Annotated in this window: 12 protein-coding genes and 3 pseudogenes; 4 read left to right on the forward strand and 11 right to left on the reverse strand. The window is 60.8% G+C overall.

What is annotated here, in order from left to right; genetic code table 11:
• Window positions 1-204: 204 nt before the first annotated feature.
• Window positions 205-391, reverse strand: a pseudogene (locus tag FJ867_RS29210) (serine/threonine protein kinase); the annotation flags it as partial.
• Window positions 392-612: 221 nt separating this feature from the next.
• On the opposite strand from FJ867_RS29210, the gene FJ867_RS27920 reads away from it, so the two are divergent.
• Window positions 613-1,137 carry an EF-hand domain-containing protein gene (locus tag FJ867_RS27920; RefSeq protein ID WP_140495889.1) on the forward strand — a complete coding sequence of 175 codons (525 nt, stop codon included), beginning with the start codon at window positions 613-615 and terminating at the stop codon, window positions 1,135-1,137.
• A gap of 332 nt (window positions 1,138-1,469) precedes the next feature.
• Here FJ867_RS27920 and FJ867_RS29215 read toward each other — a convergent pair.
• Window positions 1,470-1,574 (reverse strand): annotated as a pseudogene (locus tag FJ867_RS29215) (DUF488 family protein); the annotation flags it as partial.
• A 25-nt stretch (window positions 1,575-1,599) separates the two neighbouring features.
• Here FJ867_RS29215 and FJ867_RS27930 point away from each other — a divergent pair.
• Both FJ867_RS27930 and FJ867_RS29220 read left to right on the forward strand, forming a co-directional pair.
• Window positions 1,600-1,821 (forward strand): DUF2188 domain-containing protein, encoded by a 222-nt coding sequence (locus FJ867_RS27930; protein WP_140495891.1) that lies wholly within the window; start codon window positions 1,600-1,602, stop codon window positions 1,819-1,821.
• Between the two features lie 726 nt (window positions 1,822-2,547).
• Window positions 2,548-3,110: pseudogene (locus FJ867_RS29220) on the forward strand (sulfotransferase family protein).
• Window positions 3,111-3,374: 264 nt separating this feature from the next.
• Here FJ867_RS29220 and FJ867_RS27940 read toward each other — a convergent pair.
• The 4 genes from FJ867_RS27940 to FJ867_RS27955 are packed head-to-tail and all read right to left on the reverse strand — an operon-like array spanning window position 3,375 to window position 7,128.
• On the reverse strand, window positions 3,375-4,829 hold the full coding sequence (locus FJ867_RS27940) for an aldehyde dehydrogenase family protein (RefSeq protein ID WP_140819148.1): 1,455 nt from the start codon (window positions 4,827-4,829) through the stop codon (window positions 3,375-3,377).
• On the reverse strand, window positions 4,826-5,017 hold the full coding sequence (locus FJ867_RS27945; protein WP_246671013.1) for a hypothetical protein: 192 nt from the start codon (window positions 5,015-5,017) through the stop codon (window positions 4,826-4,828). Before FJ867_RS27945 ends, FJ867_RS27940 begins: the two co-directional genes overlap by 4 nt.
• A 57-nt stretch (window positions 5,018-5,074) precedes the next feature.
• On the reverse strand, window positions 5,075-6,253 hold the full coding sequence (locus tag FJ867_RS27950; RefSeq protein WP_140819212.1) for an alanine racemase: 1,179 nt from the start codon (window positions 6,251-6,253) through the stop codon (window positions 5,075-5,077).
• Window positions 6,254-6,264: 11 nt separating this feature from the next.
• Window positions 6,265-7,128: a GNAT family N-acetyltransferase gene (locus tag FJ867_RS27955; RefSeq protein WP_140656763.1), complete on the reverse strand. Its 864-nt coding sequence runs from the start codon at window positions 7,126-7,128 to the stop codon at window positions 6,265-6,267.
• Window positions 7,129-7,432: 304 nt separating this feature from the next.
• Between FJ867_RS27955 and FJ867_RS27960 the strand changes: the two genes are divergently transcribed.
• Window positions 7,433-8,371: an ornithine cyclodeaminase family protein gene (locus FJ867_RS27960; RefSeq protein WP_140819150.1), complete on the forward strand. Its 939-nt coding sequence runs from the start codon at window positions 7,433-7,435 to the stop codon at window positions 8,369-8,371.
• A 228-nt stretch (window positions 8,372-8,599) separates the two neighbouring features.
• On the opposite strand, the gene tdh is transcribed toward FJ867_RS27960, so the two are convergent.
• From tdh to FJ867_RS27985, 5 genes are all read right to left on the reverse strand, one after another.
• A complete protein-coding gene (gene tdh, locus FJ867_RS27965) occupies window positions 8,600-9,634 on the reverse strand; it encodes an L-threonine 3-dehydrogenase (RefSeq protein WP_140819152.1) in 1,035 nt (344 codons plus the stop codon).
• The gene (locus FJ867_RS27970) at window positions 9,634-10,821 is read right to left on the reverse strand and encodes a glycine C-acetyltransferase (RefSeq protein ID WP_140819214.1); all 1,188 of its coding nucleotides are present in this window, start codon (window positions 10,819-10,821) and stop codon (window positions 9,634-9,636) included. The genes tdh and FJ867_RS27970 overlap by 1 nt, the downstream gene beginning before the upstream one ends.
• A 38-nt stretch (window positions 10,822-10,859) precedes the next feature.
• Window positions 10,860-11,804, reverse strand: a complete 945-nt coding sequence (locus FJ867_RS27975) for a homoserine kinase (RefSeq protein WP_140819154.1) — start codon at window positions 11,802-11,804, stop codon at window positions 10,860-10,862.
• A 37-nt stretch (window positions 11,805-11,841) separates the two neighbouring features.
• Window positions 11,842-13,269 (reverse strand): threonine synthase, encoded by a 1,428-nt coding sequence (gene thrC, locus FJ867_RS27980; RefSeq protein WP_140819156.1) that lies wholly within the window; start codon window positions 13,267-13,269, stop codon window positions 11,842-11,844.
• Between the two features lie 168 nt (window positions 13,270-13,437).
• Window positions 13,438-14,760: an FAD-binding oxidoreductase gene (locus tag FJ867_RS27985; RefSeq protein ID WP_140656699.1), complete on the reverse strand. Its 1,323-nt coding sequence runs from the start codon at window positions 14,758-14,760 to the stop codon at window positions 13,438-13,440.
• Window positions 14,761-14,809: the final 49 nt, after the last annotated feature.

Consider the following 14,809-nt stretch of genomic DNA (forward strand, 5'->3'; position numbering starts at 1 on the left):
CGCTCGTGATCGGGCGAGTTGCCATCATCAAGAACTTTCGACTGCAACGCAGGTTCCCGTTGTGCCAAGCTCTACAATGCATGCCGGCGGAGCGCCAAGCAGTGGTGGGAGCGCATGTTCCATTCCAAGCGGCGTTCGATCATCTTTTTTAGGAGCAGCCTGCGAGCATTCTCTATCTCACCATTTCGGCAGCAACGATCACCGTGGTTTGTGTTCCTCGATTGCGCGTTCGATAGCCTTTACGCGTCTCACCCAAGCGAAGGTCGGCAGTCTGGAAATCGTCTGATGGCCGCGCCACTGACAGTCTCCGAAGCCGACAGTTCCTCAACACGGGTTCGGGCGTCCAGCCGTGTGAAGATGCAATCGCTTCCAGTTCGGCGGCGGTTTGCGTCGTCGGCGCCCGCCAAACGGTGAGTACCCCGCAGCCGTGAGCGAGGCGGCCCATCAAATGACCGAAGATGTTGTCGCTCGACATCGCTGCATCGTACTTCAGCTGCCGAACCTCACGATTTGAGCTTCTATTGTGCAGCTTGCATCCGGAACCAAAGTCTGAGGAGCAAGTTTGGCCGTGATGCCGAAGTTTGGCATGGCCATTCAAGGAAGGAAAATCCGATGAAAGTACAATGTGGGACGACGGCAGCTGCCGCTGCTTTGGTCATGTTAAGCTTGCCGGCGCTGGCCCAGACGAGTGGGACACCGGAGCTTAAGCCGCCGCCGCAGCAGTCTGGATCCACACCACTGCCAGGCCCTAACAAACAGACAGAAGACCAGACGCGTGAGATGATGCGGCAGATGATGGACGAGATGTTACAGGACAAGCTGCAGGGAGATCGCGGCCCCGAAGAAAGGCTTCCGCATCGGCAAGATTGGCACCGGGACATAGGGCAAGGGCCGCACGATGGGGACAGGATAGCTCGAAAGCCTGATCGCATGGGGCCTCGCATGATGCACGCGGCCAGGATGAAAATAATGTTTGCGATAATGGACGCCGACGGCGATGGAGCACTTTCGCAGAGCGAGATCCAGGATGTGATCGGGAGGATATTTGACGTCGTCGACGAGAACGGCGATGGCAGGATTGATTTGGAGGAGATTGAATCCTTCTCACATAGTCGCGGAAGTGGAGAGATGCAGTAGCACTTCGAACTTAGGCGCTTTTTTGGACGCTATCCCTAGCATCGGTTGGTAGTATGCCCGGCTGGTCGATCGGACCTCCACACCGATGCGAGCATGCTCGTGCAGTGACCCGAAGCAGGCAAGCGTCTCTTCAATTCGTGGAACGTGCCAGAGGCCGAAGTGCCTCGGCGCTTCCAGCAAGGTTTCATGAATTGGCTCAGTTCCGCACCCTGATGGGCGGCTGGTGCAGGCAAAGCACGTCTATTCAAATGCAGGACTGCACAAAACCCGGCGCAAGCCGAACATCCGCCTCACACACCCGACCTTGCGCGTCTCCGATGCCGCGGCGGCGCGGACTCGCCACGACTGATCAGATAATTCGCGACGATTCTCCTGTGGCAGCGCCACCAAAGCGTTTCCGAGCACATGATGGCGCACCGCTGCTGCCTGCCGACGGACAAACGAACCTTAACGGAGACTTTCATGGGCAAAAATCAGCATGTCGTACCTCGCGACGGTCAGTGGGCGGTGCTCGGCGCCGGCAATAACCGCGCCACTTCGCTTCATCCGACCCAAGCCGGTGCGGTCGCCTCGGCAAGAGACATCGCCATCAACCAGCACAGCGAGGTGGTGATCCATCGCCCCAACGGGCAGATCCGCGACTCGAACTCTTACGGCAACGATCCCTTCCCGCCGCGCGGTTAGCGGCTTCAACACAAGGATATCCTGCGCACGTAAAAATAGGCGCTCTTCTTTCTTATCAGACCAGCGACTTTTGCCACCCAAAACCACCCAAATGTTGGAGCCAATGTTGGAACCATACAGGGCGGAAAGCGCTTGGAAACAGCAGTTTGTAGGATTTACAAGGGGTCTAGAGGACGATGGTGGGCCCGGAGGATGTATGGAAAAGAAGCTAAATCAAGCAGTTAGGAAATAGTGGGACAGCAAACCATTCAAATCTGCTCCAATGTTTTTCGATGTTCTTGTCCCACCTACAACGCTGCATTTCGGACGAACGCCTCACTCGCCCTATCACGCGAAGAAGGATCGTGACGGTATTCAGTCTCTCATTGGAAAGTCGCGATAGCACCATTAACGACGTTCTTCGACGAGCAAGGAGCGTCTCGATTGGGGCCGACTGCCGACCTTCACCTTGTCGGGCTATGATGCTCGAAACGAAAGCTGCCGCGTAGCTCCTGCGGCTCGGATCGCTATCGCTGTAACTGGCCGGCCCGCTATGTAGCCTTCGGGCAGAGCGAGGTCGGAGCATCGCTCGACACGGTCTCTCAGGGTGAGCGCAAAGACCATCCTCCCTTCTCAACCGGTGCAATCTATGATCCGCTCCCGCCACAGGAGGCTCGCATGGCATTGTCTGTTATCGGGGCTGGGTTCGGCCGCACCGGCACGCACACTCTGAACTTGGCGCTTGAAATGCTCGGGTTTGGGCCGTGCCATCACATGGAGGACGTCAACTCTAACCCCGAGCACCGCGACCTGATCCGCGCCGCCGGGCGCGGCGAGCCGGTGGATTGGGACCTCGTCTATCTCGGTTACAAGTCGGCAGTCGACTGGCCGACGGCCTATTTCTGGCGCGAACTCGCCGAGTATTTCCCCGACGCCAAGCTAATCCTCACCGTTCGCAACCCGAGGACTGGTACAGGAGCGCACGCGCCACGATCTTCAACACCATGGGCGAGACCTCCGACCCGCAAAGTTTTGGCCGCGTCGTCATAGAGACGAAAATTTTCGGCGGTCGGCTCGACGACGAAACCCATGCTATCGAAGTGCTCGCAGCCCACAACGCCGAAGTGGTCTCGGCTTTCCCGCCGTCGCGCCTGCTGGTCTATCAGGTGGCCGAAGGCTGGCCGAACCTGTGCGCCTTTCTCGGCGTGCCGATCCCGGCCGAAACCTTCTCACAGCAACACCACTACCGAATTCCGAAGCCGTTTCGCCAAATAAGCCCGCATCGAGTTCGAGGCTCGCAGCTCGGCTAACGCGCGTAGCAGTCTGTCCCGCCCGCTCCGATGCTTGTAACCAATAGAAGCGGGTGCACCATCAAGAGGTGGGTCGCCGCTGTTGGGCGGGAAGGTGCCATTGCGGCTAGCCGCTCGGATGTCCGCTTCTGGACGGCGGACATGGTAAGTTCAATGACCAACTTGCGGTGCAAAACAGTCATCTCGTCTGGGTTAACATGGAACACTCGTGGGCCTTCTCTAGATGGCGCCGCCGCGGCCTCAGCGCCACGGCTAGGATGCCACCTAGAAGTAGCCGAGGATGGATTTGATCTCGAGATACTCCAACATACCCTCGATCCCATATTCGCGTCCGTTTCCAGATTGCTTGAAACCGCCAAACGGGGCATGCGGATCCCAGGCCGGGTAGTTGAGGTGAACCTGACCGGAACGAATGCGCGACCCGACGTCCCTGACGACCTCCAAGTCCTCACCCTGCACATGGGCCCCCAAGCCGTACACCGTGTCGTTGGCGATGGTGACGGCCTCCTCGACTGTATCATAGGGGATGATGCAGAGGACTGGCCCAAAAACTTCTTCCTGGGCAATGCGCATGTGGGTGCGCACGTCCGAAAAGATCGTCGGCTTCACATAGAGGCCGACGTTCAGATCGTGTGCACGACCCGGTCCGCCGATGATGAGCCTGGCGCCTTCCGATATGCCGACGTCGATCATGGTTTGAATGCGATCGAATTGGGCACGATTGGCGATCGCACCGTGAGTGGTGGCCTCCGAAAGAGGATCGCCGACGACGATCTGGGCCGCGACTCTCTTGGCGATTGCCTCGATCTCGGACAGCCGCTCGCGTGGCACGATCATGCGCGTCGGGGCGCTGCATGACTGGCCGAGATTGCGGAAGGCGGCGGCTATGCCCAGGGAAACGGCGCGGTCGAGATCGGCGTCCGGCAGGATCACGTTCGGGGACTTGCCGCCGAGTTCCTGCGCCACACGCTTGACCGTCGGCGCTGCCGCCTGGGCCACCGCGATGCCCGCCCGGGTGGACCCGGTAATCGAGATCATATCGACAGCCGGATGGGATGCGAGACCAGCACCCACGCATGCACCATCACCTTGAATCAGATTGAACACCCCGGCAGGAAAGCCGGCTTCCTCGATCGCTTCGGCGAACAGCAGGGCGTCCAGGGGAGAAAGCTCGCTCGGCTTCAACACGACCGTGCAGCCTGCCGCGAGCGCCGGCGAAACCTTGGCGGTGATCTGGTAAAGTGGCCAGTTCCACGGAGTGATCAAGGCGCAGACACCGATCGGTTCGTGGGTGACGGCAGTTTGCCCCCGCTGCTTGACGAACGGAAAGGCTGTCAGCACATCGCGAGCGACCTTGATATGCGCGATCGCCAGCGGCACCTGCGCGCTTCGTGCATAGCCGATCGCCGCACCCATTTCGAGGGTGAGGCATTGAGCCAGGAGTTCACCGCGCGCCTCGAGCAGCGCCTGGAGGCGATCGAGCAGACCGGCACGGTATTCCGGCGTGGTCCGGCTCCAGGCGGCGAATGCATGGCGGGCCGCAGCAACGGCCACATCCACGTCAAGGCTGTTTCCGAGCGGAAACCGAGCGACAACTTCTTCGGTAGAGGGGTTCACCACGACGCCCTTGGCGGTGCCGCTCGGCTCGACCCATTGACCGTCGATGAAGAACTTGTCCAGGTGGCCGCTGCGCGACAGATGTTCGAGGGGCGTCATCACGCGACAAGATCCTTTATGCGGTAGTAGGCACCCAGAATCGGCAGGAACCGGGGGCGCCCGAAATAGCCGGGGATCGCCTGCCAGTCGAAATCCTTCCAGGGATTCAAGTCGGGGCGCCCATCCATGACATCAGTCAAGGTGCGGCCTATCAGCGTCGACATATCCAGCCCGTAAGAGGTAAACTTCATTTTCTGGCCCACCAATGCTGATTTGACTGGGGCGGCATGCAAGGCATAGTTGCGCGCCTACCAGCCGCGCATCCGCTCCCAACGCGCTTCAATCCTGGGGCTGTCCCCGTTAACGACGGTATAGAAATCATGCTGGGCGGCCATCGCACATGCGTGGTTGGGCAAGATCCGCACCCGAGAGCCGAGCGGCAAGTCGGGCATGGACTTTCCAGAACCGGCACGAATGGCGAGGATACCGTGTTCCTGACTGGCCTGGACCACGATCACATCTTCCAGCACCCGCCCCTTTTCGTCGCAGACCACGCCGTAACCCTGGTCGATCTGCTGGTTTGCGGTGCCCCGATCGCGCGAAAGCGCCATCCACCCGGCGTCGACCAGCACCCATCCCTTTTCCGGCTTCGAGCCGATCACCGTGGCCAATACGGAAATCGCGATGTCGTCGCGGTTGCAGACGCCAACCCCGTGCTGAACGAGATCGAAGAACATGTAGACCCCGGCGCGCAATTCCGTGACACCCTCGAGATTCTGGGCGAAATGCGCGGTTGGCGTCGAGCCGACGCTGACGATCGGACAGGCATGGCCATGGGCGCGCAGGATTTCAGCAGCGCGCGCGGTGGCCGAACGCTCGTTCTCCGCTGCCCTGACCAGCGCATCGGGCGTGTTCAAGCCATAGGATTCGCCTGCATGAGCGAGAACCCCGACGAGCTTGGCACCGGCAGCGACGACCCTGCTGGCCACGTCGGGGAATCCCGGGTCGTCCGGCTTCAATCCGCCGCGATGGTCATCGCAGTCCAGTTCGATGAAGACCGACGGCGTCATGCCGGTGGTTTGGCGCGCGTCGGCCAAGACATCGGCCTGCTCCACAGTATCGAGCAACAGCTTCACATCAGCGCCGGTACGGCGACAGAGCTCCATGGCGCGCCTTGCCGAAGCCGGCGAGAGGCCAACCGCATAGGTGATGTCGCGAAAGCCGTGGTCCGCGAAATATTCCGCCTCGGCGATCGTCGAGACCGTGATCGGACCGGGCTCGCGAGGGAAAGCGTATCGGGCGGCGTCGATGCTTTTGGCCGTCTTCATATGCGGGCGCAGCACCACGCCAAGCTTCTTGGCACGCTCAGCCAGCCGTTGAATGTTGCGCTCGAGCCGTCCGCGATCCAAAAGCAGCGCTGGGGTAATCAAGGCGTCGATCGTCTCAGTCGTCTCGCTCGCTGCCAGGTTTGCCGCCATCTTGTTCATCATCTCGTTTCCTAGGTGAACGACTGGTTTGCCAGCGCGTACATATGGGCTGAGCCCTCGGAGACAGGCCGCTGCCCCTTGACCATGGCGGTCGCCGAGCTGACCTGCTGAAGGCCGAGGCTCTCGAGCCAATCGCCCAATCCATCTTCGGCATAGATATCGATGCGAACGAATTGATCATGAAGCTTAGAAAGCTGCGCCAAGATCAAAAGCCGCGCATCCTGGTCACTCTCGGCCGCACAGGGGCCGATGACATAGCCACGGCCGAACCTCCTGCTGATGGCGTAGCCGGCAATCCGCCCGTCGCGTTCGACTACGACGACCTTGCCCACATCGGCGAGTGCCGCGACCATCGATGGTCGCGGCATGCCCGTGGCCCGTTCATCGAACGCCTGGATCGCGGCAAGGTCGGAGATCGTCGCCTGACGCACACCGTCACCGGTCCCCCGCGTCACCGCAGTGGTCAGCAGGCCTTGGTGCTGGAGCACCGTGCCCCAGGCAGTGAAGCCGCGGCGCTTGTAAAGCGCGAGCCCCTCTTCGGTGGACGTGAGCAACACGTTGCGACCCTGCGCCGCCTCAAGCAATCCATCAAACAGCCGCGAACCGTTGCCACCGCCTTGCGCAGGGCCAGTGACGATGATCATGCCGACGGTGGCAAAAGCCTTGCCGTAAATCCACGACATGGCGGTGCCAATCACCTGCCCTGCCTGCTCGAGAACCAGCCCCCTGCCGACAGTGGCGGCGAATTCCCAATCCTCCAGGCGATAGGGCCAGCCCATCTCCTGCGACAGCTTCAGCGCGCCCGGCAAATGACGAGTTTCCAATTTCATCAGTTCGCTAGGGATGACGATGTCTCGCTCGAGTTGGGGGGCCATGGGAGGTGCCGTCTCTTGATCACTGTCGAATTGAAGTCGGACCTTAGAATTGCGCTCCAACAGCAGATTTCTCTGCTGTTTTGCCCTTTCAAATAAGCGAGATCATTCGTTTTCGGCAGTTCCTCGGCACGCAAAGTTGCACAAATCGGGCGAAGAATATCGGGCAGCTTGAGTCCCCGTTTGTGATTACCCTCGCTCGGCGTGTCCTCCGCACCCATCCAAACGGATGCGTTCTCAGCCTCCACGATGGCATAGCCGCGACACGTCTCAGCGATGAGCACTTGATGCTCAGAAGGAATTTCGGATGATCTACATCAGCGAAGACGAGTCAGCCGCCCTTGTCACGCATGAACTTGCCTTCGAGGCGGCGCGGGAGGCGCTCGTGGCAGCAGCATCGGGGCAGAGCTGGGTCTTCCCTGCTGTCATCGGGCGCACGCAGGAGGCGAGCAATACCTTCTCTATCAAATCCGGCTCGTCGGATGACCTGACCGGAGTGAAAATCGGCTCCTTCTGGTCGGGCAACCCGGCACGTGGCCTTCCCCGCCACAACTCCACCATCGTGCTGCTCGATCAGAATACAGGACGGCTCCGCGCCGTAATCGAGGCCGGAAAGGTGAACGCCTACAGGACGGCCGCAGCCGACGCGGTTGCAGCTGATCTTCTTGCGCGCAAGCAGGCCAAGGTTCTGGCGATATTCGGCGCCGGCAACCAGGCGGGCTTCGAAGTGAGAGCGCTGGCACGCATCCGCGCAATCGAAAGCGTGTTGGTGGTGGCCCCGCCTTCGCCGCGGCGCGACGCTTTTGTCGATCAGATCGGCGAATTGGGCCTGCAGGCGCGCGCTGTCATGCCCGAAGAAGCCGTGCGTGCGGCCGACATCGTGGTCACGGCGACACCCTCACGCGAACCGCTTTTCGATGCCGCTTGGGTGGGACCCGGAACCCATATCGTCAGCATGGGGTCGGACGCTCCAGGCAAGCGCGAATTGCCGAGCGCACTATTTCCCAACGCACATCTGTTTTGTGATCTGCTTTCCCAGTCCGTTCAGATCGGCGAGTTCCAACACGTGCGCGACGAGATCGACGCCGGCGTGCTTGCAATAACACCAATCGGCGACGTCATTGCCAAGCGTGTGTCCGGACGCCTCTCCGACACCGAAATCACTGTCTTCGACAGCTCCGGTATCTCCCTCCAGGACCTCTACATGGCTGACGCGCTGATCCGCGCCAAGACGCCCCACCGCTGATCAGTTTCGCAGCGACAAGTCCCCGCCGCGATGGTGCGGCTGCACTGGAACAAACGGCGGAGCTCTGCGGCCCCGCATGAGCGCAAGTCCGCCAGCCTACCGCCAACCACACACGGCAGCCCCTGGGTGGGAAAGCGACATCATCATCCACCTCAGGAATCCGAAACCGCGTTGCCCCGGAAGTTCATGCCGTAGATCGCGCCTCTCGAGGCTAGTCCCGACCGCCGCCTACCAGTCCATCACCACCTTACCCGAACTACCGCTGCGCATCGCATCAAACCCCACCTGAAAATCGTCGATCCCAATGCGGTGTGTGATCAGACCCGACACATCCAGCGGACCCTGTACCAAAGCGATCATCTTGTACCAGGTCTCGAACATCTCACGGCCATAGATGCCCTTCAAGTGCAGCATCTTGAAGATGACCTTGTTCCAGTCGATCTCGAAGCCGGTCGGCGCGATGCCTAAAATGGCGATCTTGCCGCCATTGTTCATGGCGTCGATCATGTCGCGGAAGGCGGGGGCTGCGCCCGACATTTCCAGGCCGACATCAAAACCCTCCGTCATGCCCAACGCCGGCATGACATCGCGCAGCTTTTCCTTCGACGCATCGACGACATGCTGGACGCCGAGCTTTTTGGCCAGCGCCAGCCGCACCGGGTTGATGTCGGTGATGACGACCTTTCGCGCACCCACACATTGGGCGACGAGCGCGCCCATGATGCCGATCGGCCCCGCGCCGGTGACCAGAACGTCCTCGCCGACAAGGTCGAAGGACAGAGCGGTGTGGACGGCATTGCCCAGGGGATCGAAGATTGCGGCGATCTCGTCGGGCACATCGTCGGGGATCGGCACGACATTGTGTTGCGGTATCGCCAGATATTCACCGAAGGCGCCGGGACGGTTGATGCCGACGCCGAGCGTGTTGCGGCAGAGATGCCCTCGCCCAGCGCGGCAATTGCGGCAATGGCCGCAGACGATGTGGCCTTCGCCGGAAACACGCTGGCCGACCTTGTATTCGGTCACCGCCGCACCGAAATCGGCGACCGTGCCGACAAATTCGTGACCGGTGACCATCGGCACCGGCACCGTCTTCTGCGCCCACTGATCCCAATTGTAGATGTGGACGTCTGTGCCGCAGATCGCCGTCTTCTTGATCTTGATCAGCACGTCGTTGGGGCCGATCTCCGGCACCGGCACCTCTTCCATCCAGATACCGGGTTCGGCGCGAGTTTTGACGAGTGCGCGCATCATGTTGGACATCAGCCAATCACTCCGAGTTCGAGGCCGACCTCACCGAACGCTGCAATTGCCCGGTCGATATCGGCTGTCGAATGGGCGGCCGACATCTGCGTCCTGATCCGCGCTTGGCCTTTCGGCACCACCGGGAAGGAAAAGCCGATCACATAGATGCCGCGCTCAAGCAGCATGTCGGCCATCTGCGAAGCCAGCGCGGCATCGCCGATCATCACCGGAATGATCGGGTGGTCAGCTCCGGCCAATGTGAAGCCGAGCTTTTCCATGCCGGAGCGGAAGCGCTGCGCGTTCTCGTAGAGACTTTCACGCAGCCCGTCGCCCCTCTCGATGATGTCGAACACCTTGAGCGATGCTGCCGCGATCGCTGGCATCAGTGTGTTGGAGAAGAGGTAAGGCCGCGATCGCTGGCGCAGCCAGTCAACCACCGGCCTGCTCGCCGCCGTATAGCCACCCGAGGCACCCCCCAGCGCCTTGCCCAGCGTACCGGTGATGATGTCCACCCTGCCCTCGACGCCGCAATATTCCGGCGTGCCACGGCCATGCTCACCGACGAAGCCGACAGCGTGGCTGTCGTCCACCATCACCATTGCATCATATTTTTCCGCGAGGTCGCAGACGCCCACCAAATTCGCGATGATGCCGTCCATCGAGAAGACGCCGTCGGTGGCGATGAGCTTGAAGCGGCTGCCTTCAGTCTTTTTCAGTTCTTCCTCGAGGCTCTCCATGTTGTTGTTGGCATAGCGGAAGCGTTTCGCTTTGGAGAGCCGCACGCCGTCGATGATCGAGGCATGGTTGAGTGCGTCGGAGATGATCGCATCCTCTTCGGAAAGCAGCATCTCGAACAGGCCGCCATTGGCGTCGAAGCAGGAACCGTAGAGGATCGCGTCTTCCATGCCCAGGAAGCTCGATATCTTTGCCTCGAGCTGCTTGTGTTCCTCTTGTGTACCGCAGATGAAGCGCACCGAGGCCATGCCGTAGCCGTATTGGTCGAGCGCCGCCTTCGCCGCCTCACGCAGCTCTTCGCTGTCGGCGAGGCCGAGATAGTTGTTGGCACAGAAATTGAGCAGCTTGCGGCCGCCAACCTCGATCTCGGACGACTGGGGCGAGGTGATGACGCGCTCGCGTTTGTACAGGCCCTCCGTCTCGATCTGCGAAAGCAGCTCGCGAACGTGTTTGTTGAGAGACGATGCCATCCTGCCTTCGCTTCCACTGATGATCTTCGCAGCCTTGCTCATACGATTTCTCCCCTGTGCACGCATACCATGCGCTCGAAGTGGCTTGGATCGTGCGCTTTGAGGATTGCAGCCTCCCGAGGCTGGTACAGATCCCACAGACGCGATAGCCAAAAGCGAAATGCTCCAGCGCGTTGCATCGCGGGAAGCAATATGCGTTCGGCTGGAGTAAGCACTCGAACGGACTCATAAGCGCCTAAGAAAGCGGCTGCTCGCTCACTGTCTTGGCGGCCGGTGCAGTCATCGACACACCAGTCGTTGAGGCACACGGCAATATCGAAAAGGAAGGCGTCGCATCCGGCGAAGTAGAAATCAAAGACGCCGGTCAGATGACTGCCGGCAAACAACACATTGTCACGAAAGAGATCGGCGTGCACCGGCCCCCTGGGGAGTTGTTCGTAGGTGGAAGACACAGCAATTTGGTTCTGAAAGGTCAGTTCGCTGGTGAGCAGCGACCGTTGTCCATCGGACACGTATTGGCCGACCACCGGCACCACCTCGTTCCACCATTCGAGCCCCCGCGGATTGGCTTGTCGCCGTGGGTAGTCACTTCCGGCCAAGTGCAATCGGGCCAAAATCGCCCCAATGGCGCGACAGTGCTCCGCAGAAGGCGCTGTCACGCTCTCGCCCGGGAGCCGGTTGACGACCACCGCAGGTCGATCTTTCAGCGAATGAAGGATTTCGCCTTTGACGTTGGCAACCGGATCCGGGACCGGCATTCGCCGCGTCGCAAGGTGCTTTATGAAATGGAGGTAGAAAGGCAATTGTTCGAATGTGAGGCGCTCAAACAAGGTGAGCACATACTCTCCGGTTTCGGTATCTACGAAGTAGTTCGTGTTCTCAATTCCGGTCGTGATGCCGCGAACAGAACGCGGCCAGCCTAGACCCAGCGCTCCAAAGAACGCTGCGACTTCGTCGACTGATAGCTCCGTATATACAGCCATGGCGAAAATAACGGTCTCCGACTGCTGAAGCAGCTCTTCAGCAGGCCGCACCCTGCACGATTTCGGCGACGTGGGTCTTTACGGTCTGTGCATCGGCGGGAAGGACCTTAAATCGTCTCGGCAAATCTTCTATTCCATCGAACCGTTCTGGGCGATCTGGCTCGCGGCCCAAAGCCTCCCTGATGGTCTCAGCAAATTTGACCGGCAGGGCCGTCTCGAGCACGATCATCGGCATCTCCGGAACGGAGTGCCTGCGTGCGACCGTGATGCCGTCAGCTGTGTGTGGGTCGACCAGCGTGTTGAAGCGGCGCCAAGTGTCACGGATCGTTTCCAACCGGTCGGCGTGCGTGCTCTTGCCGCTGCAGAAGCCAAAACGAGCGGCCACCTGAGCGAAGGCGGAATCGCCGCTGAGATCGAACGATCCTCGTTCCCTGAGTTGGTCGTCGAACATTGATTTCGTCCGGCCCGCATCGCGACCGAGCAGGTCGAAGACGAAACGCTCGAGATTGGAGGCCTTGGAAATGTCCATCGATGGGCTTGATGTTTCATGCGTGTCCGCTCGGCCCCGCACGCGATAGACGCCGGTGCGGAAAAACTCATCGAGCACGTCGTTCTCGTTGGTTGCAATGACGAGACGGGATACGGGAAGTCCCATCATGCGCGCAACGTGACCAGCACAGATGTTTCCGAAGTTCCCCGAAGGAACAGTGAAGTCGACCTCTGATGTGTTCCCCGCGGTGACCTGGAAGTAGGCGGAGAAGTAGTAGACGACCTGAGCCACCAGCCGGGCCCAGTTGATCGAATTGACGGCGCCTATCCGGTGGCGCCTCTTGAAATCACCATCGCTGGACACGGCTTTCACGATGTCTTGGCAATCGTCAAAGACCCCTTCGATGGCGATGTTATGGATGTTTTCGTCCTGCAGGCTGAACATCTGGGCTTGCTGAAAGGTGCTCATGCGTCCGTGCGGCGACATCATGAAGACCCGCACCCCCTTCTTGCCGCGCATGGCATATTCCGCCGCGCTGCCCGTGTCGCCACTGGTGGCCCCGAGGATGTTCAGTTCCTCACCCCGCCGCGCCAGTTCATACTCTAGGAGATTGCCAAGCAACTGCATCGCCATGTCCTTGAACGCCAGCGTGGGGCCGTTCGACAGTTCCGCAACGTGGAGACAAGTCTCAAGCGCGCGCACCGGCGCGATCCTGGCGGTCCCGAAAACCTCGGGCGTATAGGTCTTCGCGCAGATGGTCTTAAGATCGGCGGGCGGAATATCGTCGATGTAGAGCGACAGGATCTCGAAGGCGAGGTCCGGATAGGACAGCCTCCGCCACCGATCCAGCATGGCGTCATCCACGAGCGGGTACGTCTCGGGCACATAGAGCCCGCCATCCGGCGCCAGACCTTCAAGCAGTATCTCGCAAAACTTCCTGCGTTCGGGGTGGCCGCGCGTCGAGATGTAGTGCATGTGATGCTCCTCCTTATCGGCGCGCTCGTTCAGCCGGGGCCGCAGCGCTGCATGGTCAATGGGCCGCCACCCTCAGCCGTCAGCGTCGGGCCGGCCACCAGGCGATCTTGTCCTGCAGGCCATAGCGGCGATTGTTGGTGGGCGTCAGGCCTGACTTCCGGCTGATCTTCAGATAGCGGCGATGTCCAGCTTCGAGCCGTCGACCAGACGCGACAGGCGGAGCGGTGTAGGATCGACGCAAGGCGTATCGTTTACGACAAGCTCTGCGGCCAGATAACCAAGCCCCGGGCCCAAACCGAAGCCGTGGCCCGAGCAGCCCGCCGCGAGGACGAGGCCTTTTACCCCGTCCACCTGCGACACCACAGGCACTGCGTCCGGCGTGCAATCGACGAAGCCGCCCCAGGCACTATCGATCTCTATATCGCCGAGTTGGGGGAAGGTCTTCCGGACACTCTCCACCACTTGGCTTACCAGCCATTTTAAGGGTGGAGGATCCAGCACCCGATTCTGTTCGAAGATCCGATCGTCGCTGGTCAGCAGCGCCGGCATAGAATCCGGCCCCGAAAGGAACGATTGGCCGATGCCGAGCCTGACGTTCTTTAGGCGACGCAAGAATTGCGGCATGAATTCGCGGCTATACCGGATAGCCTGGGGCGTGATTTCGAGGTTCGCCTTGCCACTGATCGCAAGCGTATAGCTGCCGTCCAGTCGGCGCGTGATCGTGCAGTAGGGTGTGGAGATCGCCTCGCCTATGTTGATTGTGGGGGTGGAACGCAGCGCGGTCTGCCGGATGCTCGCTTGGGGGAAACTGATCCCGAGCGGCCTAAGGAAGCGCGAGGACCAGGCGCCAGCGGCGCACAGCACCGCGCTGGTTCTGATGTAGCCCTTCTCCGTGTGTACGCCCGCAATCTTGCCATTGGCCAAGTCGAGCGCCCGCGCGGCGCATTCCTGGTGGATGGTGGCGCCCAGAGCTCTGGCCCCCTCGGCGATAGCCGGCGCGGCGAGCGCAGGTTCGGCCTTGCCATCCCGGCCCGAATAGGTCCCGCCGACCCATTTGTCGCGCGCTTCGGGGACGCGCTCGGCCACCTCCGCCCGGCTCAGCATGCGGGTGTCGACCTCGTACTCCCTGGCGACCTCGCGCCACCTTTCCCAACCGGCGAGCACAGCCTCGTCGTGAGTCGCAGAGACGAGACCGCAGCGTCGAAATCCAAGGTCGCGATTGATATCGCGCGTCAGCTCGTCCCACAGTCGCATGGAGATCACCGAGAGCGCCAGTTCGCGCCGATCGCGGTTCTGCTGGCGGCACCAACCCCAGTTTCGGCTCGATTGTTCACAGGCGACGTGGCCCTTCTCGAGCAGAGCCACAGAGAGGCCACGCTTCGCCAGGAAATAGGCGGCCGTAGAGCCGAGGATGCCGCCGCCGACGATGACGACGTCGACTTCGGCCGGGAGACGCTCATCGCTGTGAATACGTTCGACTCGGGGCGACATGTTCCAACCAACCTCGGCTGCCAAGAATGCGGAAGCAAAGTTCCGATCA

The organism is Mesorhizobium sp. B2-5-3 (genome assembly GCF_006441005.1).
Classification (GTDB): Bacteria; Pseudomonadota; Alphaproteobacteria; order Rhizobiales; family Rhizobiaceae; genus Mesorhizobium.